The organism is Vibrio sp. R11-SG3-ISO9 (assembly GCF_059834255.1).
The window spans coordinates 48,353-72,258 of record NZ_JCBDGU010000025.1; the positions used below are offsets into that span (position 1 = coordinate 48,353).

Consider the following 23,906-nt stretch of genomic DNA (forward strand, 5'->3'; position numbering starts at 1 on the left):
GTATGAACAGCTACCATTTCAGACTCAACATTACTTATCAGCAATTTTTGGCGAATTATTCGGGGGCCGCAAGTAACGTACATGTTATTACGACGACGGGTTTAAGGCTCCAATTACCTGCAACTCGATTCAGACCATTTCTTACACAAATAGGGGTGAAAGGGCTGTTTAGACTAACAACTGACCAAAATAATAAGTTTATTAAGTTAGAAGCTCTGTAAGCCTCGCCATAACTAGAGAGTTAAAAGGAATCTTAATCACATAATCAAACATTTCACCTCCTACCAGCCCGAAAATTATTAACTATTTTTCAATAATGCTTTTACAATAAATGGATGCATTACCTTTGCTTAACTCGCTTGTGAAACCAGAGGTTTAGAGCCCTGTTTTCGAGCGAGCTGAGTGATCCCCCTAATAATAAAATACAATTTTAATTGTGGAGTGTGACTATGACCGCACGTGAAACTGTGGTTCCAGTTTTGCTTGAAAAAGTGTACAAACTGATTCAAGACAAACTAGACCTTGCTCATCGACCTCTAGTAACTCAACTTGCTCAACACATGTTTAGTAATGTTTCTCACGACGACCTTATCCAGAGAAACGAATCCGATTTATACGGTGCTGTAGTTAGCTTATGGCATCACATCAATGAGAAGAAAGCCGACGATATCTCTGTGCGAGTATTCAACCCGACGGTTAGTCGTCAAGGTTGGCAATCAACGCACACGATTGTTGAAATTGTGGTGCCAGACAGCCCATTTCTTGTCGACTCGGTAAAAATGGCACTAACACGCCTTGATCTCTCTTCTCACTTAATGCTCCACAACCCAACTCAAATTCTTCGTTCAGACAAAGGCGATGTCGTCGGTGTTAGCGCTAACAAAGGTGTTTTCCAGTCACTGTTCCACATTGAGGTTGACCGCTTAAGCAGCAAAGCTGAAATGACTCAACTGAAAGAAGAGTTACTGGCGATCTTCCGCGATACTGGTCTGGTTGTTAATGACTGGATGAAAATGGTTGAGCGACTACAAACGGTTACAGACCAAGTTGAAGCGCAAAAAGATTCTATTCCAGTTGACGAAAAACGTTTCGAAGAAACCGTTGCGTTTTTGCGTTGGCTAGGTGAGCACAACTTCACTTTCATGGGATACAAAGAGTACGACCTAGTATCTGTTGATGGCGATACAGTTTTAAAACCAACGGAAGAGCAAGGCCTTGGTTTATTCGCGAACTCAAATCGTGTCCGTGATGTAAAACTGTCTGAATTCTCTGACTCGGCAAGACTAGAAGCTAAGAAGCCTTACGTTCTTATTCTAACGAAAGGTAATACAGCGTCACGTATCCACCGTCCGGCATATACCGATTACATCGGAATTAAAAAGTTTGATGAGAACGGTAAAGTGATCGGTGAGCACCGTTTCACAGGTCTTTACACATCTGCAGTTTATAACCACACAGTAGAAACGATCCCACTCGTGCGCGAGAAGGTAGAGCGTATTCTGGAAGCAAGTGGTTACCGTGAAGGCTCATACTCTTACAAAGCACTGCATAATATTCTTGAAAACTACCCACGCGACGAACTTCTTCAAGCTCGTGAAGAAGAGTTGTTAGAAGTTGGTACTGGTGTCGTACAGATGCAAGATCGCGATCTATTGCGTCTGTTTGTTCGCAAAGACCCGTTCGGCCGCTTCTTTAGCTGTATGGTGTATGTGACGAAAGACCGATACAACACTGAATTGCGTCGTCAAACTCAACGTATCCTTAAGCAGTACTTTGGTTGTGAGCAAGAAGTTGAGTTCACGACTTATTTCTCTGAAAGCCCACTGGCTAGAACGCATTACATTGTTCGTGTTGATAACAACAACATGGACGTTGACGTTAAGACAATCGAGCAGAATTTAATGGAAGTATCATCGACTTGGGATGACCGCCTATCGGAGTCAATCATTGCAAACTTTGGTGAGAGCAAGGGACTTCCTCTGTCGAAAGAGTACATGCGTGCATTCCCACGTTCATACAAAGAAGACATGATGCCAGGTTCTGCGGTTGCAGACATTGAGCGCTTGGAAGCTCTGACTGAAGAAAACAAGCTGGGCATGTTATTCTACCGCCCACAAGAAGAGGCAGCGGACTCGAAAGCGGTTCGACTAAAGCTTTTCTACCACAGTGATGAGCCAATCCACCTTTCAGACGTTATGCCTATGTTGGAAAATCTAGGTCTTCGCGTGATTGGTGAGTCGCCTTATGAAGTTCGTAAGACTAATGGCGTTACATACTGGATCCTTGATTTCTCAATGCTGCATAAGAGCGAAGAGACGATTGATCTTCGTGAAGCGCGTGATCTTTTCCAACAAGCATTCGCTGCGATTTGGGCTGGTGAGCTAGAGAGTGATGGTTTCAACCGCTTAGTACTGGGTGCTGGTCTATCAGGCCGTGAAATCTCTATCCTTCGTGCGTATGCTCGTTACATGCGTCAAGTCGGCTTCCCATTCAGTCAACAATACATTGAAGAAACACTGTCGCATTACCCTGAACTTGCAAAAGGTCTGGTTAAGCTGTTTGCCAAGCGCTTTGATCCTAAACACAAAGGCAGCGCGAAAGGTCAACAAGATCTTATCAACACAATCACTGAGCAGTTAGATCATGTAGAGAGCCTGGATGATGATCGTATCATTCGTCGTTACATGGAAATGATCAGTGCAACGCTTCGTACTAACTACTACCAAGTAGACGAGAACAAGCAAGCAAAACCATGGCTAGCACTTAAGATGAAGCCAAGCGAGATTCCAGATATCCCGGCACCAGTTCCGGCATTTGAGATCTTCGTTTACGCACCAGACATTGAAGGTGTTCACCTACGTGGCGGTAAAGTAGCTCGTGGTGGTCTTCGTTGGTCAGATCGCCAAGAAGATTTCCGTACCGAGATTCTTGGTCTAGTTAAAGCGCAACAAGTTAAGAACACAGTTATTGTTCCTGTTGGTGCGAAAGGTGGTTTTGTATGTAAGCGTCAGCACACAATGACTGGCCGTGACGAAATCTTTGCTGAAGGTCAACGTTGTTACAAACGCTTCATTCGCGCATTGCTGGATGTATCCGATAACATCATCGAAGGTGAAGTAATTCCACCTAAGAGTGTTGTTCGTCATGACGAAGATGATCCGTACTTGGTTGTTGCAGCCGATAAAGGTACCGCAACCTTCTCAGATTTAGCGAACTCAGTGTCTGCTGAATACAACTTCTGGCTGGGTGATGCATTCGCATCGGGTGGCTCTAACGGTTACGACCACAAAGCGATGGGTATCACTGCGAAAGGTGGTTGGGAATCGGTTAAGCGTCACTTCCGTGAAATGGGCATCGACTGTCAAACTACCGACTTCACTGCAATTGGTGTAGGTGACATGGCGGGTGACGTATTTGGTAACGGTATGTTGCTATCTAAGCACATTCGTCTGCAAGCTGCGTTTAACCACATGCATATCTTCATCGACCCGAATCCAGAATCTGCGAGCAGCTGGGAAGAGCGTAACCGCCTATTTAATCTGCCGCGTTCTAGCTGGGAAGATTACAACAAAGAGCTGATTTCTAAGGGGGGCGGTATTTTCTCTCGTCGTTCTAAGTCAATTGCTCTGACACCTGAAATCCAAAAGATGCTTGGTACTAAGAAAGCATCTCTAGCGCCAAATGATTTGATCAAGATGATCTTGTCTATGAAGGTGGATCTACTTTGGAATGGTGGTATCGGTACTTATGTGAAATCTTCAAATGAGACTCACACTGATGTAGGTGACCGTGCAAACGACGTGTTACGCATCGATGGCCGTGACCTACAAGCGAAAGTTGTTGGTGAAGGTGGTAACTTAGGTATGACTCAACTGGGTCGTATTGAGTATGGTCTAGCTGGTGGTCGCGTAAATACTGACTTTGTTGATAACGTTGGTGGTGTTGACTGCTCGGATAACGAAGTTAACATTAAGATCTTCCTGAATGGTCTTGTATCAAATGGCGATCTAACGGTTAAGCAACGTAACCAAGTACTTGAGTCGATGGAAGATGAAGTCGGTGAGATTGTACTGGATGATGCATACTGCCAAGCTGAGTCTATCTCTGTAACCGAGCACCAAGGTGTGAGCCTAGTGAAAGAGCAAATTCGCTTTATTCATACTATGGAGAAAGCGGGTTACCTAGATCGTGGTCTAGAGTACATTCCAGATGATGAGACACTGCTTGAGCGTGAGAAGCAGGGTAACGCACTAACACGTCCTGAACTATCTGTACTTATTGCATACGCTAAGATGGTACTGAAAGAAGATCTTGTTTGTGATGAGATTGCGAACGATGAGTTCCATGCGCAACAGCTGATCCAGTACTTCCCAACTGAGTTACGCCGTAACTATGTGCAGCACATGGATAGCCATCCGCTACGCGCTGAGATCATTGCAACCGCACTGGCTAACCAAATGGTTAACGAAATGGGCTGTAATTTCGTGACTCGTCTTCAAGAAGAGACGGGCGCAGACATCGTTGATATCGCTAATGCTTACACAGCATCACGTGAGATCTACGGTTTTGGTGATGTGCTTAAGCGTATTCGTGCCCTAGATAACGTGGCTTCGTCTGACGCGCAATACGATCTTATCTTCCACGTTCGTCGTGCGATGCGTCGTATCAGCCGTTGGTTGTTAAGAAACCGTCCTGGCAAACAGTCTGTGACTGCACTGATTGAGCTATACCGTGGAGATGTGAATGCGATTACTAAGGTTCTTGATGAAACGTTAGTAGCTGCAGAAGTTGAAGAGCACAACTCAGTAGCTAAGGTTTGGGTAGAACAAGGTGTTGAAGAAGAGTTAGCAAACTCGGTAGCGCGTTTGTCTAGCCTATACTCGGCACTGGATATATCCACAGTAGCTCGTGAAACGGGTAAAACAGTTGAGCAAGCGTCTAAATTATACTTTAACCTTGGTGACCGTCTATCACTGCACTGGTTCTTGAAACAGATCAATAGCCAAGCAGTAGACAATAACTGGCAAGCACTGGCTCGTGCTGCATTCCGTGAAGATCTTGATTGGCAGCAACGTCAACTAACCGGCCAAGTTCTAACATGTGGCTGTGCAGCTGACCTTGATGTGATTAAGGCACTGGATGATTGGATGGAAAGTAATGCAGTATCACTGCATCGCTGGGAAAGCATCCTAAACGAGTTTAAAGTCGGCTCAGTTCATGAGTTTGCTAAGTTCTCAGTAGCTTTACGTGAACTTATGCTTCTTAATCTAAACTGTATGTCGAAAGACCAATAAGGTTTAGGGTAACTTAAGTACCGATATGAAGTGGCGGCCGAGTGGGGCTGCCATTTTTTATGCGTCAAAATAGGGCGAGATTGTTAATTACTTTAAGTTCCAAGCAGATAGACGATAACGTTTGCCTAATTATTGACGAACTTTGTTAAGAATTCGAATTATCTTACCCTTACTGGTAGTAATAGATTGAATTGTTGGGTAAATAAGTAAATAATATCGCCCCGTTTACACGGGGCTTTTTTCTATCGGAGGCACAATGCTTTACCGTCTAGCCAGAACTGGCTTTTTCCAACTTGATGCCGAAAAGGCACATGATCTTGCAATTCAAAACTTCAAGCGTTTCACTGGCACTCCTGTCGATCTGCTTTACCGTCAACAGTTACCGCATCGTCCTGTAGAGGTGATGGGGCTAACGTTTAAAAACCCAGTTGGTCTTGCTGCTGGCTTAGATAAGAACGGCGAGTGTATTGATGCATTCGGTGCAATGGGCTTCGGCTTTGTTGAAGTCGGTACTGTTACTCCACGCCCTCAAGCGGGTAATGACAAACCTCGTCTTTTCCGTCTTGTTGAAGCGGAAGGTATTATCAACCGTATGGGTTTCAACAACCTTGGTGTCGATAACCTAGTCGAGAATGTTAAGAGATCAAACTACGATGGCATTCTTGGTATCAACATCGGTAAGAACAAAGATACTCCAATTGAGAAGGGCGCTGAAGATTACCTAATCTGTATGGAAAAGGTTTATCAGTACGCAGGCTACATTGCTGTAAACATCTCTTCACCAAATACTCCGGGACTTCGTTCTCTACAATACGGTGAAGCACTAGATGAGCTTCTAGCTGAGCTAAAAACTAAGCAAGCTGAGTTAGAACAGAAACACGGTAAGTATGTCCCACTTGCACTTAAGATCGCACCGGATCTAAGTGATGATGAAATCAGCCAAATCTGTGAATCGTTGATCAAGAATAAGATCGATGGTGTGATCGCAACCAACACAACACTGGATCGTTCAATCGTTGAAGGTATGAAGCATGCTGACGAAGCTGGTGGTCTAAGCGGTCGTCCAGTTCAATCTCGCAGCACTGAAGTCGTTCGTAAGCTTCACGAAGAGTTAGGTGATAAGCTTCCTATCATTGGGGTAGGCGGTGTTGACTCGTACGTGGCAGCAAAAGAGAAAATGATGGCTGGTGCTAAACTTGTTCAAGTTTACTCAGGTTTCATTTACAAAGGTCCAAGTCTAGTGAGTGATATTGTTAAAAACCTATAATGTTAGGGACGATCTTGAACGTCACGTTATAAGTTGATAGATATCACTAAAAGATACACTGTAACTCGCTGAGTTTTAGAGAAAAGAGGAATTTCATTTCCTCTTTTTTTTTGCCTATTGCTCAGTAAAATTACTGCATTGAAGGGTAATTTTGCGTTTTACCTAATGGAATGCTTCAACAGTGTGAGACGAAACGATGCTTAAACCTAGTGATACATGGAGTTGGTACTACGATGAACAGCAATGTTCATTAATGCTAAATCTGGGGGAGGATATGATTTTCAAAACTAACCTCGTCCGTAACAAGCTGGTGGATTGTGCATTTAAAGAGAACGAATTCACTGTTGATGATGCTTCTTCCTACCAGACTTTCAAAGAACAGATCTCCGGGCTAGAGCTTTCTGAGCCCCGTCAAGCAGAACTGGCACTATACTGTGTTGCTGCAAAGCGCTTCCATAAACCTGTTCAACCGAAAAGTTGGTTTTTTGAGTCTCAGATTCAAGGCCATGAATGCCCAGAAGAGGGCGACATTGTGCGTATGAATAACCAGTACAGTTTAGGTTACTTCATTGTGCTAGAGGTTGGAGAGAACGCGAGTTTATGTGCTTCAGTAGACCTTGATGAATTTAATCTAACCTCATCAAAAGCACTTCAGTTTGGTGATTCCATTAAAGTGATGCACGATAGAATGGTAGACGCAAATGCTATCCTGCATCATCACCGCCACATAGCGATGGTTGGTTAGTCAAAAACAACGCTCTCACACTCAAGAAAATCGACCCCAGGGTCGATTTTTTTATACCTGAAATTCTGGAATCCAACCAAATCACCCATAGATAATTTGTCTATGAGGTGCTTTTTCACACAACCAAAGCTTATTTTTTCAACTTAATTTCAACACATCTCTGAGCCTATTTCTGGAAATAGGCCTACAAAATTCCCTGTTTAAGTGGCTTTGTAACCGAGTTACACCCCTTGCTTGCGTCTGGTATATACCAAAATGTGGCGGAATAATAATTCAAAAACCTATGTTAGAATGAATATTTAGTGCATAGAGTCTGTTATAAGGTTGTTTTTTGAGCGCAAGGTATATCTTGGCTTAGAGAGTTAGCGACTGCTTCGCTCAATGAACATTTGCTGAGCAATTAGGTAGAAGAATCAATGAAAAGATGTGTTTCGAGTGACGCTTATTGACTCAAATAAGGTATAATCGAGCTCATTTTTATCAATAAAAGAACACTATGAATCAATATCTAGCGGTTACCTCAAACGGCCTTGAGAATTTATTAGTTGAAGAACTAACCCAACTAGGGATTACAAACGCAAAACCTGTTCAAGCAGGTGTTAAATTCAAAGCGACGAATGAGCAAATTTATCGTTGTTGTTTGTGGAGTCGTTTGGCTTCAAGATTTGTACGTGTGCTTTCTGAGTTCACCTGTCAAGATGACATGGATCTGTACCTTTCTACGACGGCAGTAAACTGGGTAAATCAATTCCATAGCTCTAAGCGTTTTGTGGTTGATTTTAACGGTACTAACCGTGAGATTCGCAACAGCCAGTATGGTGCTATGAAGGTTAAAGATGCGGTTGTCGACTGCTTCGAAAAGAAATCGTTACCTCGTCCAAATATCAGTAAAGAGAACCCAGATATTCGTATCCATGTTCGTCTGCACCGTGATAAAGCGATCTTAGGCGTTGATATGGTTGGTAGCGGTCTTCACCAACGTGGCTATCGTCCAGAGTCTGGTCGTGCACCTCTACGTGAGACTTTAGCTGCAGCAATCCTGCTACGTAGTGGTTGGGATGCGACCAAACCATTCTTAGATCCAATGTGTGGTTCGGGTACGTTAGTTATCGAAGCGGCAATGATGGCAGCAAATATGGCGCCAGGCGTTAAACGTCAGAAGTGGGGCTTCCAAGCGCTGGAAGACTTTGATGCTGAGCTATGGGCGGAAATCAAATCAGAAGCCAATGTTCAAGCTCGTCGCGGTTTGAAAAAAGTAGAGTGCAAGTTCTACGGCTATGATAACGACGCACGCGTTTTGAAAACAGCGCGTGATAACGCGCGCCGTGCAGGCGTTGAAGACTTAATCGAATTCGAATTGGGTGATGCGGCGCTAGTGAAACGTCCTGCTGAGTTTGATAACGGTGTTATTGTATCGAACCCACCATATGGTGAACGTCTAGGTACAGAACCGGGCCTTATCGCACTGTACACAGCATTTGGTGCTCAATTGAAATCAGAGTTTGGCGGTTGCAATGCGTCAATCTTCTCTAGTTCTGATGAACTGCTAAGTTGCCTGCGTATGCGTGCTGACAAACAGTTCAAATTGAACAATGGTGCGTTACCGTGTCACCAAAAGAACTACTCAATCTCTGATCGTCCTATGTCAGAGCGTCCTTCTGAGCAGCAAGAACAACAAATTGCACCTGATTTTGCTAACCGTTTGAAAAAGAACATTGGCAAAATTGGTAAATGGGCGAAGAAAGAACAACTTGACTGCTACCGTATCTACGACGCAGATCTTCCAGAATACAACGTCGCTATTGACGTTTATCCGGGTCACCTTGTGATTCAAGAGTATGCAGCACCGAAGAACGTTCCTGAAGAGAAGGCGAAACGCCGCCTAACAGACATCATTCGCGCATCTATTCAGGTAACAGGCGTAGAAGCGAACAATGTCGTTCTTAAAGTGCGTCAGAAGCAAAAGGGTTCTTCTCAGTATCAAAAGCTATCTCAAGATTCGTCAAACCTCGAAGTGAACGAATACGGTGTGAAGCTTATTGTCAACCTTCACGACTACTTAGATACTGGTCTTTTCTTGGATCACAAACTAACACGTCGCCGCATTGGTGAGATGGCAGCGGGTAAAGATTTCTTGAACCTGTTCGCTTACACCGGCTCTGCAACAGTTCATGCTGCGGTTGGTGGTGCTCGCACGACTAAGACTGTCGATATGTCGAATACCTACCTAGAGTGGGCAAAAGAAAACATGGAGCTTAACGGTCGAGTAGGCCGCCAACACCAATTTGTTCAAGCTGATTGTCTACAATGGCTAGCAAAAGAGAATGGTAACTACGATCTTATCTTTATCGATCCACCAACGTTCTCTAACTCTAAGCGTATGGAGCAGACATTCGATGTACAGCGTGACCACCTTCAGTTGATGGAGAATCTAAAACGCCTTCTTCGTGAAGAAGGCACGATTGTGTTCTCGAACAACAAACGTCACTTTAAAATGGATCTAGAAGGCCTAGAGGCGTTAGGCCTTAAAGCACAGAACATTTCTGGTAAGACATTGCCTCTAGATTTCGCACGTAATAAGCACATCCATAACTGTTGGGTTATTACTCACAAGTAATGTGTTGTGCACGAATAAGGATAGATAAGTGCTGACACTATACAGTACTGAAGGGTGCCATCTATGTGAGATGGCATTTGAACTTACGGAACAGTTAAACATTAGCCAGCACGTTCAAGTGGTTGATATTGCTTTTGATGATGAGCTATTTTCCCGTTACGGGGTCACTATTCCCGTACTCAAATACGAAAGCTCCGACGGCAATATTAGTACAGAACTGAACTGGCCCTTTGGCTTGTTAGAATTAAACGATTGGTTAAGAAAGAATGGCATTACTTACAATTCATAATGGTCAGTTAGCATTTGGCGATCACCCATTATTAGATCGTGCAGACTTCGCTTTGCAAGAAAATGAGCGTGTTTGTTTGGTAGGCCGTAATGGCGCTGGTAAGTCAACCTTAATGAAGGTTCTTGCTGGTGAGATCATTATGGATGACGGTAAGATGCAAGTGACACAAGATGTTGTTGTATCGCGCTTAGAACAAGATCCTCCTCGTAATGAAGAGGGAACGGTTTATGAGTATGTTTCTGGTGGCTTAGCGGAAATTGGTAAGAAGCTAAAGATCTACCACGATCTATTGGATCTTATTGCGGAAGATCCAAGTGAGAAGAACATTAACCGTTTAGCTCGTGTTCAAGAAGAGTTGGATCATGCGAACGCATGGCGCTTTGATGATCGCGTTAACAATGTTCTTGGGGCTTTGAAACTGTCTCCAAACACTAAGTTAACCGATTTGTCAGGTGGCTGGCAGCGTAAAGCGGCTTTAGCTCGTGCGCTTGTATGCGACCCTGACGTATTACTTCTTGATGAGCCGACCAACCACTTAGACGTAACAACGATCGAGTGGCTAGAAGGTTTCTTAAAAGACTTCCGTGGTTCTATCATCTTTATCTCTCACGACCGTGCATTCATTAAGTCGATGGCGACTCGTATCGTTGATTTAGATCGTGGGCAGTTGAGCTCGTTCCCTGGTGATTACGACAATTACCTTGTCGAGAAAGAAGAAGCGCTTCGCGTCGAAGAGATGCAAAACGCTGAGTTCGACAAAAAGCTTGCTCAAGAAGAAGTGTGGATTCGTCAAGGTATCAAGGCTCGTCGTACTCGTAATGAAGGGCGTGTACGTGCACTTAAAAAGCTCCGTGAAGAGCGTAAGAATCGCCGTGAAGTGCAGGGTAAAGCCGTTATTCAAATCGATGATGCACAGCGTTCAGGTAAGATTGTATTCGAAGCAGAGAACCTGAACTTTGGCTTTGAAGGCAAAGAGATCGTGAAAGATTTCAGCTTCAACATTATGCGTGGTGACCGCATTGCACTGATCGGCCCTAACGGTTGTGGTAAGAGTACAGTCCTTAAACTTCTATTAGACCAGCTTAAGCCTGATTCTGGTCGTCTGCATTGTGGTACTAAACTCGAAGTGGCTTACTTCGACCAATACCGCGAGATTTTAGATCCAGAGAAATCAGTTATTGATAACCTTGCAGACGGTAAGCAGGAAGTGACGGTCGGTGGTCGCGAACGACACGCGTTAAGCTACTTACAAGATTTCTTATTCTCACCTAAACGTGCACGCACGCCGGTTAAAGCTCTTTCTGGTGGTGAGAAGAACCGACTGTTGCTTGCTCGTATTTTCCTCAAGTCGAACAACTTGTTGATTCTTGATGAACCAACTAACGATTTAGATATCGAAACTTTGGAACTTTTAGAGGATTTGCTTGCCAACTATCAGGGGACGCTTCTTTTAGTAAGCCACGACCGTCAGTTCGTAGATAACACGGTTATGACAAGCTGGATCTTTGAAGGTAATGGCGTTATTGAAGAATTTGTTGGTGGCTATCACGACGCTCAACAACAACGAGCGCAAGTTCTTCAGTCGCGTCAGGTTGAAAAGCCATCAAAGAAAGCAAAAGTAGTTGAGGAAACTCCCAAAACTGCGCCAGCTAAGGCTAAACCTAAGAAGTTATCGTATAAGCTACAGCGAGAGCTTGAAGCGTTACCTATGCGTTTAGAGGAATTGGAAGCCCAAATTGAAACTCTTCAGGAAGAAGTGAATGAACCTAACTTCTTCTCAAAACCTGTAGAGCAGACACAACCAGTTTTAGATAAGCTATCTGCTGCAGAGCATGAGCTAGAAGTTGCTTTTGAGCGTTGGGAAGAGCTCGAGGCACTACAACAGGAAAGTTAAGAAGTAATAATGAGTAGTACGAATTTTAAGTTAACGACAATTGCAGCCTTAGTACTGGCTGCGACGAACGCTAACGCTGCCTTATACCAAGTCGTTGAGGTAGAGAAACCTGCAGCGATTACGAACGCAACTGAAACTTTCGGTGTTGCTATTCAACCTGGTAGTGCGACGGATGGGTCTAATGAACTTGCTATGGGTTGTTTCGATTCTAACGCGACAAACTGTGCAATCGGTTCGTTTAAGTTAGCGGGCGAAACACGTAATACGGTTGAAGGTGTTAGTTATCGTGAAGAAGTGCCTTTTGCGATGGATGCTGCGTTTCAATATATCCAAGAGTTTAACGACTTTGAGAGCTACTGCTTTCGTGAATTAAGATATTCAACTTGTGAAAGTTGGGCCTTACAGCGCTGGAATACCTGGAAGTTAGAAATCAATGATCTAACACATGTTAATGCTCAGGCATTCGTAGAAGGCGGCACTTCTTCTATCAGCACACATAATGTTGTCATTAACGCCCTTGATAGCGCTGCTGCACCTATTGGCATCGAGTCAAATGGTAATGATATTCGCAACAACGCGGTGACTACTGTTCCTGTAATTGCAGCTTCAGAGTCTCGCGCTTGGGGCGCTAAAACACTTAGCGACGGTACTGTTGTCAACTACGGCAGTATATCTGTAGATCAGCCGAATACAGGAACGTCTACGATTACGTTTAGCTCTAAGGCAGCAATCTGGGATGCTGGTAATGTTCAGCAACTTACATGGATTCAAGGCGATATTCCTCAGACAGGGGATTACTTTGCTCAAGGTAGTATGCGTGGACTCGCCGAGAAAGACGGTAAGTTATACGGAGTCGGCTTTGACACAGTTAATGGTAGTGGCGATCTACAAGACATGAACGCTAGTGTGTTCATAAGCAATGGCATTGATCTGTCTTCGGCTACTTGGGAAACGAAGCAAGTTTCTGGTGCTCAAGTAAATTCAGGATCTTCTAATGATGATGCTGTTTACAGTAATTCGGTTGTGGCCGATATAAATGATAATCTTCTAGCTGTTGGCTATGCAAAACGTAATGGCTATGTGCCAGAAAGTGGTTCAGCCGCAAACAAAGCATTTGTTGTTGATAACATCGCTTCTGGTTCTCCTTCTGCAAACTTTACATTACAGAGCTCTTTGTTCTTCACTGGTGCAGGTTCGGAAGCTAAAGCGCTTAACAACTTTAATGAGTTTGTTGGCCAAGTTGACGCCGATACTATTCGAGAAGTCGATGGTAGCGAGCGTCGCCATCGTGGTTTTATTTACCCGTATCAAGCAGACGGTACAGACCCTTCGAGAATCGCATTATTCGATAGCAAAGCTTGGTGGTTAGACGACCTGACCAACGGTGCTAATGCTGATGGTCAAGATTTCTCAGACCAGAATAACTTTTTCCGTATCATCGATGCATCAGATATCAATGACGCAGGTGTTATTTCAGCAACTGCTATCAAATGTACAGTGAATGGCGTGGCACAACAGTATGACACAACGTCGCATAACTCATACTGTGGAAATGCATCATCTGATGCAGTAGAGGAAGTTGTCGCTGTAAAACTGGTTCCAATTTCTGGTGCAACGTCTGCTGATATACAAGCGCGTGGAACTGATTCTCAGAATGTTGAACGTCAAGGCGCAGGCCTGGGTATTTTCGCTTTGACACTGCTTGGTTTCCTCGGGTTCCGTAGAAAATTTAAATAATTTTAGCTCTTGAGCCCAAGTTCACAGTTCTGAACTTGGGCTTTTTTTCGCCTTGAGAAAAGTAGGATCTTGGTTAATTCTTAAAGTTGGAGTCACAGAAACTCCACGATGTTGTAATCATTATATGTTTAGAAATGGACACCCGTATGAGGACTGCACTATGAAGAGACAAAAGCGTGATCGCCTAGAACGAGCACAATCTCAAGGCTACAAGGCTGGTTTAAATGGAAGGTCGCAAGAAGCTTGCCCGTATAGCCAAATGGATTCTCGGTCGTATTGGCTAGGTGGTTGGCGTGATGCCAAAGATGACAAACAAGCAGGTCTCTATAAGTAATAGGACAAACGTCAAGGATTTCAAAGGCTCCGATTTTCGGGGCCTTGTTATTTTTTGTGAACGAGAAGCTGGTGGAGGGGGCAACTTTAATGATTACAGCAAATAACCAACCATTTAATGCACTATAACTAATGTGTTTGACGCAAAAGAAAAGCTGCAATTAGCAGCTTTATCTTTAGAACTCTTTTAGAAAGAAGACGTATCTTGGAAAAGGCCAACTTTTAGGTCTTTTGCAACGTAGATTTCTTTACCATCTACAAGAACGCGACCATCTGCTAAGCCCATTACTAGCTTACGGTTAACGACACGTTTCATGTGGATCTCGTACGTTACTTTTTTCGCAGTAGGTAGGATCTGACCAGTAAATTTAACTTCACCTACACCTAGAGCACGGCCTTTACCTTCGCCGCCAACCCAGCCTAGGAAGAAGCCAACTAGTTGCCACATTGCGTCTAGACCTAGACAACCAGGCATTACAGGGTCACCCGGGAAGTGACAATCAAAGAACCATAGGTCTGGAGTAATATCTAACTCAGCAAGGATTAGACCTTTACCAAAATCACCCTCAGTTTCTGACATCTTAGTGATGCGATCCATCATCAACATGTTTGGTGCTGGAAGTTGAGGGCCTTGTGGCCATAGTTCGCCTTGGCTTGATGCTAGAAGCTCTTCGCGAGTGTAAGAATCACGTTTGTTTTGCATTATCAATTTACTCCAATTTTTGATAGGTGCATATTAGTGAACAGGTGTACGCTAAACAAGTCCGATCAGTACTAGACAAACCAGTTTTTGATGCGTTCCACAATTCCTGGCGGATGTTCATGTCTTTCAAAGTTTTCAATACGTTCCGCGATTTTGCTAAGAACGCTTTCTTGCTCTTCGTCTCTAAATGGTTTGTTCATGATAAGAGGAATTGCTTCATCTACATTCGATACAGACCAGATATGAAATTGTCCATTTTTGATGCTTTCAACGACATCGGGTTGAAGCGCTAAATGCTTTAAGTTTGTATGCGGTAGAATAACACCTTGCTCGCCTGTTAGTCCTTGATGTTTACAGACGTGATAGAAGCCTTCGATCTTCTCGTTCAACCCTCCAACAGCTTGTACGCGGCCAAATTGGTCAACAGCACCTGTAACGGCAATCTGCTGATTAATAGGGTACTCTGAAAGGGCGCTGACAAGTGAACACAGTTCTGCCAACGAGGCACTGTCGCCATCAACTTCGCAGTAAGACTGCTCGAATACAACTGATGCGGAATATGGTAGCGGGTCTTCAAGGTTGAGTGAGGCACTCACAAACGCTTGCATGATCATCATGCCTTTAGCGTGTAGGTTACCGCCGAGTTCGGCTTTGCGTTCTACATCAGAGATATCGCCATCACCAAAGTGGATCACACATGAAATACGAGCAGGCTCACCATAAGAGATAGGGTGTCCAGGGACGTCAATAACGGTTAAACCATTAACCTGGCCAACTTGCTCACCTTGAGTTTCAATGATCACTTGTCCATCAAGGATATCGTCTAAAGCTCGCTCCGGTAGATAAGACTCACGTTGGTATTTGTGTGATAAGGCTTGCTCGATATGAATACTATTTATTTCAGTGTTGTTTGATTCAATAGCCGCTTCACTAAGCAAAGTGTTGTGCCAAATTGGACACAAAGGGGTATATGTTTGATCTTCAGCTTCCCTAGCACCAGCGCAAAGTAAGGCTGTAACAGCTTCTACATTAAGCTCTGGTAACTGATAGCGTTGTTGTAGCCATTTTAGATAGCCTAAATATTCAACCAAACTTTCTTGGTCTAACTTAAGATCTTGTTCAATCTCACTAAAAAGGCAAAAGCCGCTGCGGATGTCGCTGTCTAAATAGTCAAGGTCGCCCATTTGGCCACGATCACCAACTATGATGAGCTTGATGTTATATGTACGAGGTAGCTGTGGTGCACATAGATGATCTGGGTTGCTTCTGATTGGATCAATCTCATCTCCTAATAAGGCAGACTTAAGTAATAGCCAGCTTCCTGGGTTCGCGAGGATAAGATTCGCAGATACAATAAGAAATCCATTGTCGGCTTTAGAAAGCAGGCCTTGCTTGGTTGCAATTACTTGTCCATCTTTTGACTCAACTTGATCGAACAGTGCTTCTGCATTAAGTGATTCTGTTCTGATTACAGGGTGATTGTCGTCTGAAGTAGAGAGACTCAATGATTCAATGATAAGTTGACGATAGATGGCATTATCAGGTGCGTTGACGAGTAACACGCGTGATAGGCTAGACAAGCGTACAAAGCGACTTAAGGCATCACGGAATCTATGCTGAATCTGAGTAAATGAAAAAGGCGTTAGGTTAGGGTATTGCTCTAACTGATGTACGTATTCATCATATTGTGGCGTAACATGTCGCCAGTCTACTTGAGTCATTGAATCTACTAAAAATGGTAAAGAGACAGGGAGTATATAGAAAAACGACAATGCCTAATAGAAGTATCTGTTTAATCGTAATAAACCAAGCAATATAAGTATGATCTTGGTCTATTCTTTTAATTGATCAATTGTCTAATTGGGTAATTTGGGTTACGCTGTCACTAGAATTAACGTTTGGGATTTGACATGAAATATCAGCAGCTTGAAAACTTAGAATGTGGTTGGAAATGGAACTATCTGGTAAAAAAATGGAAGGAAGGTGAATCCATTACCCGTCATATCGATTCAAGTGAAGCAGATGTTGCTGTACAGAATCTTCTTAAGTTAGAACACCAACCAACAGGCGTTCTTGAGTGGATAGAAGAACACATGTCGCTAGAGCTCGACAACAAGCTAAAGCAGGCTATACGAGCTAAACGTAAGCGCCACTTTAACGCCGAACAAGTCCATACCAAGAAAAAGTCGATTGATTTAGATTATCGCGTTTGGGAAAAACTTTCACAAAGAGCCAATGAACTAGGCTGTACGCTTTCTGACGCGATTGAATATTTGGTAAGTGAAGCATCAAGAAGTGAACAAGCAAGCAAAACAGTAACAAGCCTCAAAGAAGATTTGAGTGCGTTGCTATCTGACGATAAATAGTGATTTAAGGCGGCTGTTATGATGTATGTGATTCTTATTGGGGCAGCACTCGTATTTTGGTTGGTTGCAATTGATAGGCCTGTACTTAAAGTGACTTTTGAAAAAGGGCGAATAGCTCAGTTTAAAGGGCACATGCCACCAAGTTTTAAACACAACTTACAAGAAATTGGCCGTAATCAAAGCTTTGATGGTGAGCTAAAGGTTTATGCGAAACGCTCGGGCTACAACTTAAAGTTCTCCAAACAGGTTCCTAAAAGTACTCAACAACGTATTCGTAACGTTTTCCCTCATAATGGCTTTAAATCGAAAGGCTCTAAGAGAGCGTAAATTCTGATAACGCTAACTGACTAGTATTGTACCATTCTAAACTCATTCAATTTGTTCAAATTTGACCTGCATAATACCTTCAGTCAAAGGAGGTATTATGAAAAGGTTACTGATTCTTTGTCTCTTTTCTCAAGTTTCTGTTGCTGATGATGCGTTGGTTAACCCGGTAGCGAAGAAGATTAAGTCTCAAATTATCAAAACACTGAATGCTAAAGGGCATAGTGAGCTTGATGGGTTTTGTGATTTAATGCTGGAAATGAAGCACAGCAAAGCATTCACCAAAGTTCATCGAGTTAGGACTCATGGTGATGCGAAATTATGTAAGCTAGCTAAAAAAGCAGTACCTAAGAAACAGTATCGGTACCAAAGCTATGAAAAATTCATTCGTATCCAGATAAGTTTTTAACGACAAACTAGATTTAACGCACTATAACTAAATTTATTGAGTAACCGATAACTATCCCGTGAAAAATAATGCAACTTCATTTAATATATACCACTAATAACTTAAATAGGCTGTCATAACAGTCAGATAACGAAATGTGGTCAAGGGATTTGTAGGTTGTTGTTAGCAAATAAAAATTACACTCCTGAAGTAGTAGAACTCTCCAGAAAAATATCTTCGAATGTTGCAGAACGTTTTAACAAGTGGCTTGTCAGTCCGAAATACAAACTTAATCAGGATCTCGTTGACTCATTGCTTAGCCTAGAGAATCGCTATTGTGATGATGTTATTTTTAAAGAATCGGAGCGTATAACCAATAATCAACGCATTTTATTAATGTGCGAACAGGATAGGGTTGCCGCTAAACGTGAAAAAATCGCAGCGAAGCAAAACACACTGCGCTATGTTCTAGAGGATGTCTGCGAGACGGCTTCAGTACTTCTAGAAAAAAAGCTTGAAAGCACTCTTATCAGCTCTCTCTTTTCCCAGCTTCCAGACTATAACGACTTTGCTAGCGTTGCTTATTCTCCCTCATTGAACTTCAATAAATTGCATCGTGTAGCGGAAGAGAATCGAGGCTTATCGTCGAGCCTAACGGACTTTGTTTCTAACAGACAGTTTTGTGAGAAATATGGACGTAAACCTAAAGCCATCTTAGATCCTAAAATAGCCGTAGGGCAGATCGGGATTGATAATAGTCGGTTACTTTTTCCTATCTTGATGAGCCAACCACTACTTAAGTGGTCTGACGAAAATACGAAACATATTGCTCCCAAACTATGGCAACACTTAATGGTGACCGCAAATGCAACGCGTATACGTCTGCAAGACACTTCGGTCAGAGAGCCCGATGTTGGTATTCTATTAGGCACACTGCGTATTTTACCAATGTTTCTGGTATGCAATCATTTCTCTCAAACGTTTGAAGATGCTCTCGTCCAAACTATGCTGAGTTATCGTGAAGCAAGTGATAAGCACAACGAATACTATGCTTGTGCGGAAGTGTTACCTGATACCAGCTTCCTAGAGAAAGTGTTTTCAAGCATGGAAATGACACTGCTTAATAAGCTAATCGAACATATCGATTGGAGCCCGAATACCACTTACATTAAGCAAGCATTAGTGGAGGAGGTCGATGGTGTGAATGTTTCTGATAGGAGCGTTTATGGTGCTGCACTTGCCCAGGCTCATGCATTTTCTATTTTCGAATCCCTAAACAATAGTGAATTGTTTAACCTCAAGCATCGTCCTTATTGGTTCTCTCAGGTGCAAATGTCCGGCTTGGCGATCGCTCAGATGAAATCGAGAGTCCCTGGGCAGTTGATGAATAGTATCTAGTTACCACGTAACTAAAGTATGTTTAGCACCGACTTTGCAATGTAGTCGGTGTTTTCTTTCAAAGCTATAGTTATAGTTACAGCCATCTCAATAATACCTTCCGTGTTTTACGTAACTTGTTAAAACTCTTATATGTTTCACGAAAAAGAGCAGGGAACGTATAACATTCACACCTTTTCATCAAACCTATCGTATCTGTTTAACACTAGTAGTATCAAGCTACACTGTAACTTTTTCTGTCTGAAGTGTGGATGCTATCGTGCACCGAGAGTTTCTTGCATCAGTATGAGTAAGTGTTGTTCTAACGCAGAGAGCAAAGGTTGCAAGTCGGAACATTGTCAGGTAACGATAGTAAGCGCGCAAAGCGATAACAGAGCCAATCGGCTTATAAACCGGGAAACTACGAGTTAGATAGTTCAAGCTTCACGGTCAATAACTTCGGCGGCCTTGAGTTAAAGCGCTTCGGTATCACACTTGTGAGGTCAATGAAATGATGACAGCAACAGAGCTCAAACAATCACACAATATGTGGATGAAGCACTTGAAGATGCCAATAATGAACATGCAAAGGCACAATACAAAAAGATCTTCGACAGCTTAGAGTGTCTACATGAAATGTTGTTGATGCGAGAGTCAGATAAAAATCATGTGAAGATGCTTGGATACCGTGAAGACTCCAATCAAGTTCAATGTATGGTGTCGAACGTAGTTGGCTTAAACTTCTTGGAAGTCAATGAACTGGCTGACTCAGGATTTTTAATCGACGACTGGTTCATGTCAGTAACAAACGTGGATGAGCAACAAAGCCACCAAACTAAAATCTATGGGCCATACAAAACAGACCAACAAGCAATGGACGCAGCGCGTAAAAGCTTGTCAGTCACAAGGTTCAACGTAACAGAAAGCCCAGAGCGCCGCGCCCAATAAGTACAATCCAACTGCGCATTATGTATATTATGTTAAATGTAGTGTGTATGAGCGAGATATAACTTCTTATATCCACACCCCACCATCACTTTTCTGCAGGCAAAGCGCTTCAATTTAACCGAAAGCCTATTTACCATAAAATACCTAATAATCATATTCATAATCTTCGATTCAGAATACGTTTATTAGGACTCTATTAATAAACGATCTATCGCTTCTGTGATCTCTTTGGTTCTTACTGGTTTGGTCACAAAATCATTCATACCCACATCCAAGCACGAGACTTTATCTTCGTTAGATGTATGAGCTGTCAATGCGACGATTGGTATATCTATGTTGTTTTGCCTCATCAGTTTGGTGGTTGTTAACCCGTCCATTACTGGCATTGAAACGTCCATAAGAATAATGTCTATTGGTGCTTCTTCAGCTTGGATAAAGTCGATTGCTTCTTTTCCGTTGCTTGTGATGAAAACTTTATGCCCTTGTCGTGACAAAATCAGCTGAATTACCATTTGATTCGTTGGGTTGTCTTCAACGATTAACACTGAGTATTGAGCCCTGAAACATGCGTCTGTTGGGCAACATACTTCTTTCTGTTCAGTATTCTGATGTAATCGACTTAACACTGGTAATTGAACTTTGAAGCATGACCCCTTGCTAAGTTCACTCGCGACTTCAATCCTACCGTCCATTAACTCAACTAGCCGTTTGGTAATCGCTAAACCTAAACCTGTCCCACCAAATCTGCGTGTAATGGTACTGTCTGCTTGAACAAATGGACTGAATAACGAAGCTAACTGTTGCGGCTTCATTCCAATCCCTGTGTCTTCAACCGATATGTGGAATGCACTTTGTTGGTAATGAATACCGATGTTGACTTCACCTTGCTCTGTGAACTTAATGGCGTTGCCCACCAAATTAAACAGAATCTGCGCAAGTCTCGTTTGGTCTATGTAATGCAACTCGTTTTCAGGCATCTCGCAGGACAGATTTAGCGCCAGTCCTTTAGCGTCTGCTATCTTCTTTTGTTCGGATAATACAAAAGTTACAGTGTCTCTTACGTTGTTCCATTGAGGAGCCAGTGAAAAGCACCCGGATTCAATTTTGGAGAAGTCCAGTACGTCGCTAATTATAGCCAATAATAGTTCAGAAGATGTTCCCATGCTCTGAATGATCGAGCGTTGTTCGCAAGTAAGTTCTGAGCACTTTAGTGTTTCTATCAGTCCGATAATGGCATTCAGTGGTGTTCGGAGTTCGTGGCTCATCATTGCCAAGAATTCAGATTTGGCTTTGTTTGCTCGTTCTTCTTCTTTACGTGCAGAGATGAGCTCGGCAGTACGTTCTCTAACAGTCGCCTCTAACTTCTCTTTATTTTCAATGTCGAACACGGCACGTTCAATTAGAGGTCTAAAACGATTCAATGTGGCTTTAGTTTCAACACTAAAGTGCTTTGTATTGGAGTGAATGAATACGATAACCGACTGGGTTAAACCTGTATCGATACCTGTCATCAATACAGAGTTGATCTGATCAAGCAATATAGAGTTGAGTGAACTAAACTCCGGAAGATTTCGAGGCTCAAATAATATCGTGCATTCGCCATTAATAACACGAGACAGCTTTCCTGAGTCTCGCCAAAAGATATTTTCGTAAACACGATTGTTAGTTAGAAGCGTTTTAAAACTATCTCTATTATTGACTCGTGAAATTACGATGAAGTCATCGAACTTTATATACTTCTTAAGAACTAGTTCTAGGCTGGAGAATATATCCGAGATTGAGTTAGCTTTACTAATTTCAGATATTGTCGACAAGATCACCCGATTCTCTTCAGCTAAACTGCGCTCTCGTGACTTAGCTCTCTCTAATTGAACAAGTGCTTCTTGCAACGCTTCTTGGTTGTCCGTACCCATTACTTTTTTAACCTATAAAATGTGGCAGATGACACCATCAAGTTACCATGTGCGTTCTCGCCACCACACAGACGTCCTTGTTCGCCAAAAGTGAATGGACATATATACGGAAGTCCATTAAGTGCTTGATTTATTTGGGTGCAGACTTCACTCATATCTTGTTTAAGACTTAGCATCGGCCCTGCGCAGAAGATGTTGATTGCGCCCAGTTTCTCTTCATGATCCATGTCGTTAAAGTAGGATGAATGTATGATATTGGCAGCTCTACTAATGATCTGCTTTCTAGATCCTTGCATGAGATGAATGACATCACCCTCATTAATATCGGTAAATAATTCAATGCCTTTACACTCAGTTTGTCTAATTGAATGGGATAACTTGAAATAAGGTGTTTTATACGAAGAGCCCACCTTTCGCCCAAGCGGATAGACAGATGACTGTTCGAAAATAAAACCATCATCTGAGCTTCCCAAGTGATAATTGGTCCATTCATTGTAGACATCAACAGCCGGCTTATTATCGATCTCTTGGAGTATACGATCTCGCGCTTTTGTTACTGTGCCAGAAAATTCAGTTGGCGTGTGTCCAGCATTGAGTGAGCTATATACGGATTGCGATGAGAAAAATACAGTAAGCGAAACACCATTAATAGAAACGAGATCTTCTGTAAATATACTCCAGTTTCCTGAAACCTTATTATCAGCTGCACTGCCACCAATTATCGGTACTTCGGTTCCGAATTTCGAATCAATCGCATCCATGACCGTTTCTTCATTGCCCGGCGTTGAATGAAGAAGAATAAGGTCAGGTACTTCCCCTGCTCGGTCTGCCTTTTTCAATGCCATATCAATAGCATCATAGGTGCTTGAGGTAACATCGCCATCGAAGCTCTTTATCCCCGTACCATATGCATTGATTCCTGAATCATAAATGGCTAATACACCGATAACTGGACCTGAATGAAACCCAGTCTCTGTCATTATCCCATGACAGGTCGTACAGCCTTGAATTGGTATATTTGGGAGATACTCTTTGAGTAACTCCTGAATCGCGAACGTGGAATACTCTTCGGTGCAGTAGCAGATAAGACAAGCGATCTCATGAGTTCGCTCTAAACCCGCGAGGAGCTCTTGAACAGCAATAACGTTGTTATGTGAGTAGGAAACTTTAGAGAGAAACTTCATAAACGCTTGATTAATTTATTAATCGCTCAGTTATAACATTTTGAGGCGTGAGTTTTTACTGATTTAGTACAAGTTTATCGCCACCTCCGACCTCATATTGACTATTTTGAGAGGGTGACCGAAACACTATGATCTTGTTGCGTGGTTGTGACTGTTATTTGTGATGTCGGTTCATCGGTTGTAAGTAACCAAGAAGATGGACTTTTCGTGACTAAAGACCCGCCTCCCTCATAGCTAATATCAATTTTGTTACTTTCAGATGTTTCGATTAAATAGTTGTGATTATCACTTGAAACTCTAACATTATATTTATCAATAGTAATTTCACACGGCGTAGAAAGAATACAGTCAACCGTTTCGTTATTTTCGTATGTCACTGTTCTCCAAGTAAATGCAGCTAATAAAATAGACAACATGACGATAATTTGTACAAGCCTGCCTTTTGTGAGCTTTTGTGCTGCCATTTTATCCTTTACTCCTTGTTACAAAGTTCAAAGTTTTTAAATAAAAATACATTTCCTGACCAA

19 protein-coding genes and 1 pseudogene are annotated in these 23,906 nt (G+C 42.6%); 15 read left to right on the forward strand and 5 right to left on the reverse strand.

The features are described 5' to 3' along the window. Positions 1 to 2 precede the first annotated feature (2 nt). The 9 genes from AC6R05_RS07530 (at position 3) to rmf (ending at position 14,177) form a co-directional block, all read left to right on the forward strand. Positions 3 to 221, forward strand: coding sequence for a DUF2835 domain-containing protein (locus AC6R05_RS07530; RefSeq protein ID WP_084181798.1), 219 nt, complete (start codon positions 3 to 5; stop codon positions 219 to 221). Positions 222 to 449: 228 nt separating this feature from the next. Then, entirely contained in the window at positions 450 to 5,294 is a 4,845-nt protein-coding gene (locus tag AC6R05_RS07535; protein WP_500647030.1) for an NAD-glutamate dehydrogenase, read from the forward strand. A 256-nt stretch (positions 5,295 to 5,550) separates the two neighbouring features. Beyond that, entirely contained in the window at positions 5,551 to 6,561 is a 1,011-nt protein-coding gene (gene pyrD / locus AC6R05_RS07540) for a quinone-dependent dihydroorotate dehydrogenase (protein WP_500647031.1), read from the forward strand. Between the two features lie 196 nt (positions 6,562 to 6,757). Beyond that, positions 6,758 to 7,306 (forward strand): cell division protein ZapC, encoded by a 549-nt coding sequence (locus AC6R05_RS07545; RefSeq protein ID WP_032549115.1) that lies wholly within the window; start codon positions 6,758 to 6,760, stop codon positions 7,304 to 7,306. Positions 7,307 to 7,802: 496 nt separating this feature from the next. Further along, positions 7,803 to 9,923 carry a bifunctional 23S rRNA (guanine(2069)-N(7))-methyltransferase RlmK/23S rRNA (guanine(2445)-N(2))-methyltransferase RlmL gene (gene rlmKL, locus AC6R05_RS07550; protein WP_500647032.1) on the forward strand — a complete coding sequence of 707 codons (2,121 nt, stop codon included), beginning with the start codon at positions 7,803 to 7,805 and terminating at the stop codon, positions 9,921 to 9,923. A 28-nt stretch (positions 9,924 to 9,951) separates the two neighbouring features. Further along, on the forward strand, positions 9,952 to 10,212 hold the full coding sequence (locus tag AC6R05_RS07555; RefSeq protein WP_084181796.1) for a glutaredoxin family protein: 261 nt from the start codon (positions 9,952 to 9,954) through the stop codon (positions 10,210 to 10,212). Next, positions 10,190 to 12,106: an ABC transporter ATP-binding protein gene (locus AC6R05_RS07560; RefSeq protein WP_500647033.1), complete on the forward strand. Its 1,917-nt coding sequence runs from the start codon at positions 10,190 to 10,192 to the stop codon at positions 12,104 to 12,106. The genes AC6R05_RS07555 and AC6R05_RS07560 overlap by 23 nt, the downstream gene beginning before the upstream one ends. Before the next feature lie 9 nt (positions 12,107 to 12,115). Next, on the forward strand, positions 12,116 to 13,843 hold the full coding sequence (locus AC6R05_RS07565; RefSeq protein WP_500647034.1) for a DUF3466 family protein: 1,728 nt from the start codon (positions 12,116 to 12,118) through the stop codon (positions 13,841 to 13,843). A 160-nt stretch (positions 13,844 to 14,003) separates the two neighbouring features. Beyond that, positions 14,004 to 14,177 carry a ribosome modulation factor gene (gene rmf / locus AC6R05_RS07570; RefSeq protein ID WP_084181794.1) on the forward strand — a complete coding sequence of 58 codons (174 nt, stop codon included), beginning with the start codon at positions 14,004 to 14,006 and terminating at the stop codon, positions 14,175 to 14,177. A gap of 186 nt (positions 14,178 to 14,363) precedes the next feature. Here the strand turns inward: rmf and fabA are convergent, their stop codons facing one another. Together fabA and AC6R05_RS07580 are read right to left on the reverse strand one after the other, a co-directional pair. Further along, positions 14,364 to 14,879: a bifunctional 3-hydroxydecanoyl-ACP dehydratase/trans-2-decenoyl-ACP isomerase gene (gene fabA / locus AC6R05_RS07575; RefSeq protein ID WP_032549106.1), complete on the reverse strand. Its 516-nt coding sequence runs from the start codon at positions 14,877 to 14,879 to the stop codon at positions 14,364 to 14,366. A gap of 71 nt (positions 14,880 to 14,950) precedes the next feature. Beyond that, positions 14,951 to 16,600, reverse strand: a complete 1,650-nt coding sequence (locus tag AC6R05_RS07580) for a S16 family serine protease (protein ID WP_500647035.1) — start codon at positions 16,598 to 16,600, stop codon at positions 14,951 to 14,953. Positions 16,601 to 16,789: 189 nt separating this feature from the next. Here AC6R05_RS07580 and matP point away from each other — a divergent pair, with 189 nt between their 5' ends. The 6 genes and pseudogenes from matP to AC6R05_RS07610 all read left to right on the forward strand — a co-directional run bounded on the left by matP (position 16,790) and on the right by AC6R05_RS07610 (position 20,282). Next, positions 16,790 to 17,245, forward strand: coding sequence for a macrodomain Ter protein MatP (gene matP / locus AC6R05_RS07585; RefSeq protein ID WP_150872368.1), 456 nt, complete (start codon positions 16,790 to 16,792; stop codon positions 17,243 to 17,245). 18 nt (positions 17,246 to 17,263) lie between these two features. Continuing rightward, positions 17,264 to 17,572, forward strand: a complete 309-nt coding sequence (locus AC6R05_RS07590) for a DUF3634 family protein (RefSeq protein WP_500647036.1) — start codon at positions 17,264 to 17,266, stop codon at positions 17,570 to 17,572. Positions 17,573 to 17,669: 97 nt separating this feature from the next. Then, positions 17,670 to 17,978 (forward strand): hypothetical protein, encoded by a 309-nt coding sequence (locus AC6R05_RS07595; protein WP_500647037.1) that lies wholly within the window; start codon positions 17,670 to 17,672, stop codon positions 17,976 to 17,978. 156 nt (positions 17,979 to 18,134) lie between these two features. Next, the gene (locus AC6R05_RS07600; RefSeq protein WP_500647038.1) at positions 18,135 to 19,355 is read left to right on the forward strand and encodes a hypothetical protein; all 1,221 of its coding nucleotides are present in this window, start codon (positions 18,135 to 18,137) and stop codon (positions 19,353 to 19,355) included. A 386-nt stretch (positions 19,356 to 19,741) separates the two neighbouring features. After that, a pseudogene (locus tag AC6R05_RS07605) lies at positions 19,742 to 19,849 on the forward strand (hypothetical protein); the annotation flags it as partial. Positions 19,850 to 19,883: 34 nt separating this feature from the next. Continuing rightward, a complete protein-coding gene (locus AC6R05_RS07610; protein WP_500647039.1) occupies positions 19,884 to 20,282 on the forward strand; it encodes a hypothetical protein in 399 nt (132 codons plus the stop codon). 185 nt (positions 20,283 to 20,467) lie between these two features. Here AC6R05_RS07610 and AC6R05_RS07615 read toward each other — a convergent pair whose 3' ends face one another. From AC6R05_RS07615 to AC6R05_RS07625, 3 genes are all read right to left on the reverse strand, one after another. Beyond that, positions 20,468 to 22,195 (reverse strand): response regulator, encoded by a 1,728-nt coding sequence (locus AC6R05_RS07615; RefSeq protein WP_500647040.1) that lies wholly within the window; start codon positions 22,193 to 22,195, stop codon positions 20,468 to 20,470. Further along, positions 22,195 to 23,379 carry an FIST signal transduction protein gene (locus AC6R05_RS07620; protein ID WP_500647041.1) on the reverse strand — a complete coding sequence of 395 codons (1,185 nt, stop codon included), beginning with the start codon at positions 23,377 to 23,379 and terminating at the stop codon, positions 22,195 to 22,197. The genes AC6R05_RS07615 and AC6R05_RS07620 overlap by 1 nt, the downstream gene beginning before the upstream one ends. A 101-nt stretch (positions 23,380 to 23,480) precedes the next feature. Further along, the gene (locus AC6R05_RS07625; RefSeq protein ID WP_152468687.1) at positions 23,481 to 23,843 is read right to left on the reverse strand and encodes a hypothetical protein; all 363 of its coding nucleotides are present in this window, start codon (positions 23,841 to 23,843) and stop codon (positions 23,481 to 23,483) included. Positions 23,844 to 23,906 lie beyond the last annotated feature (63 nt).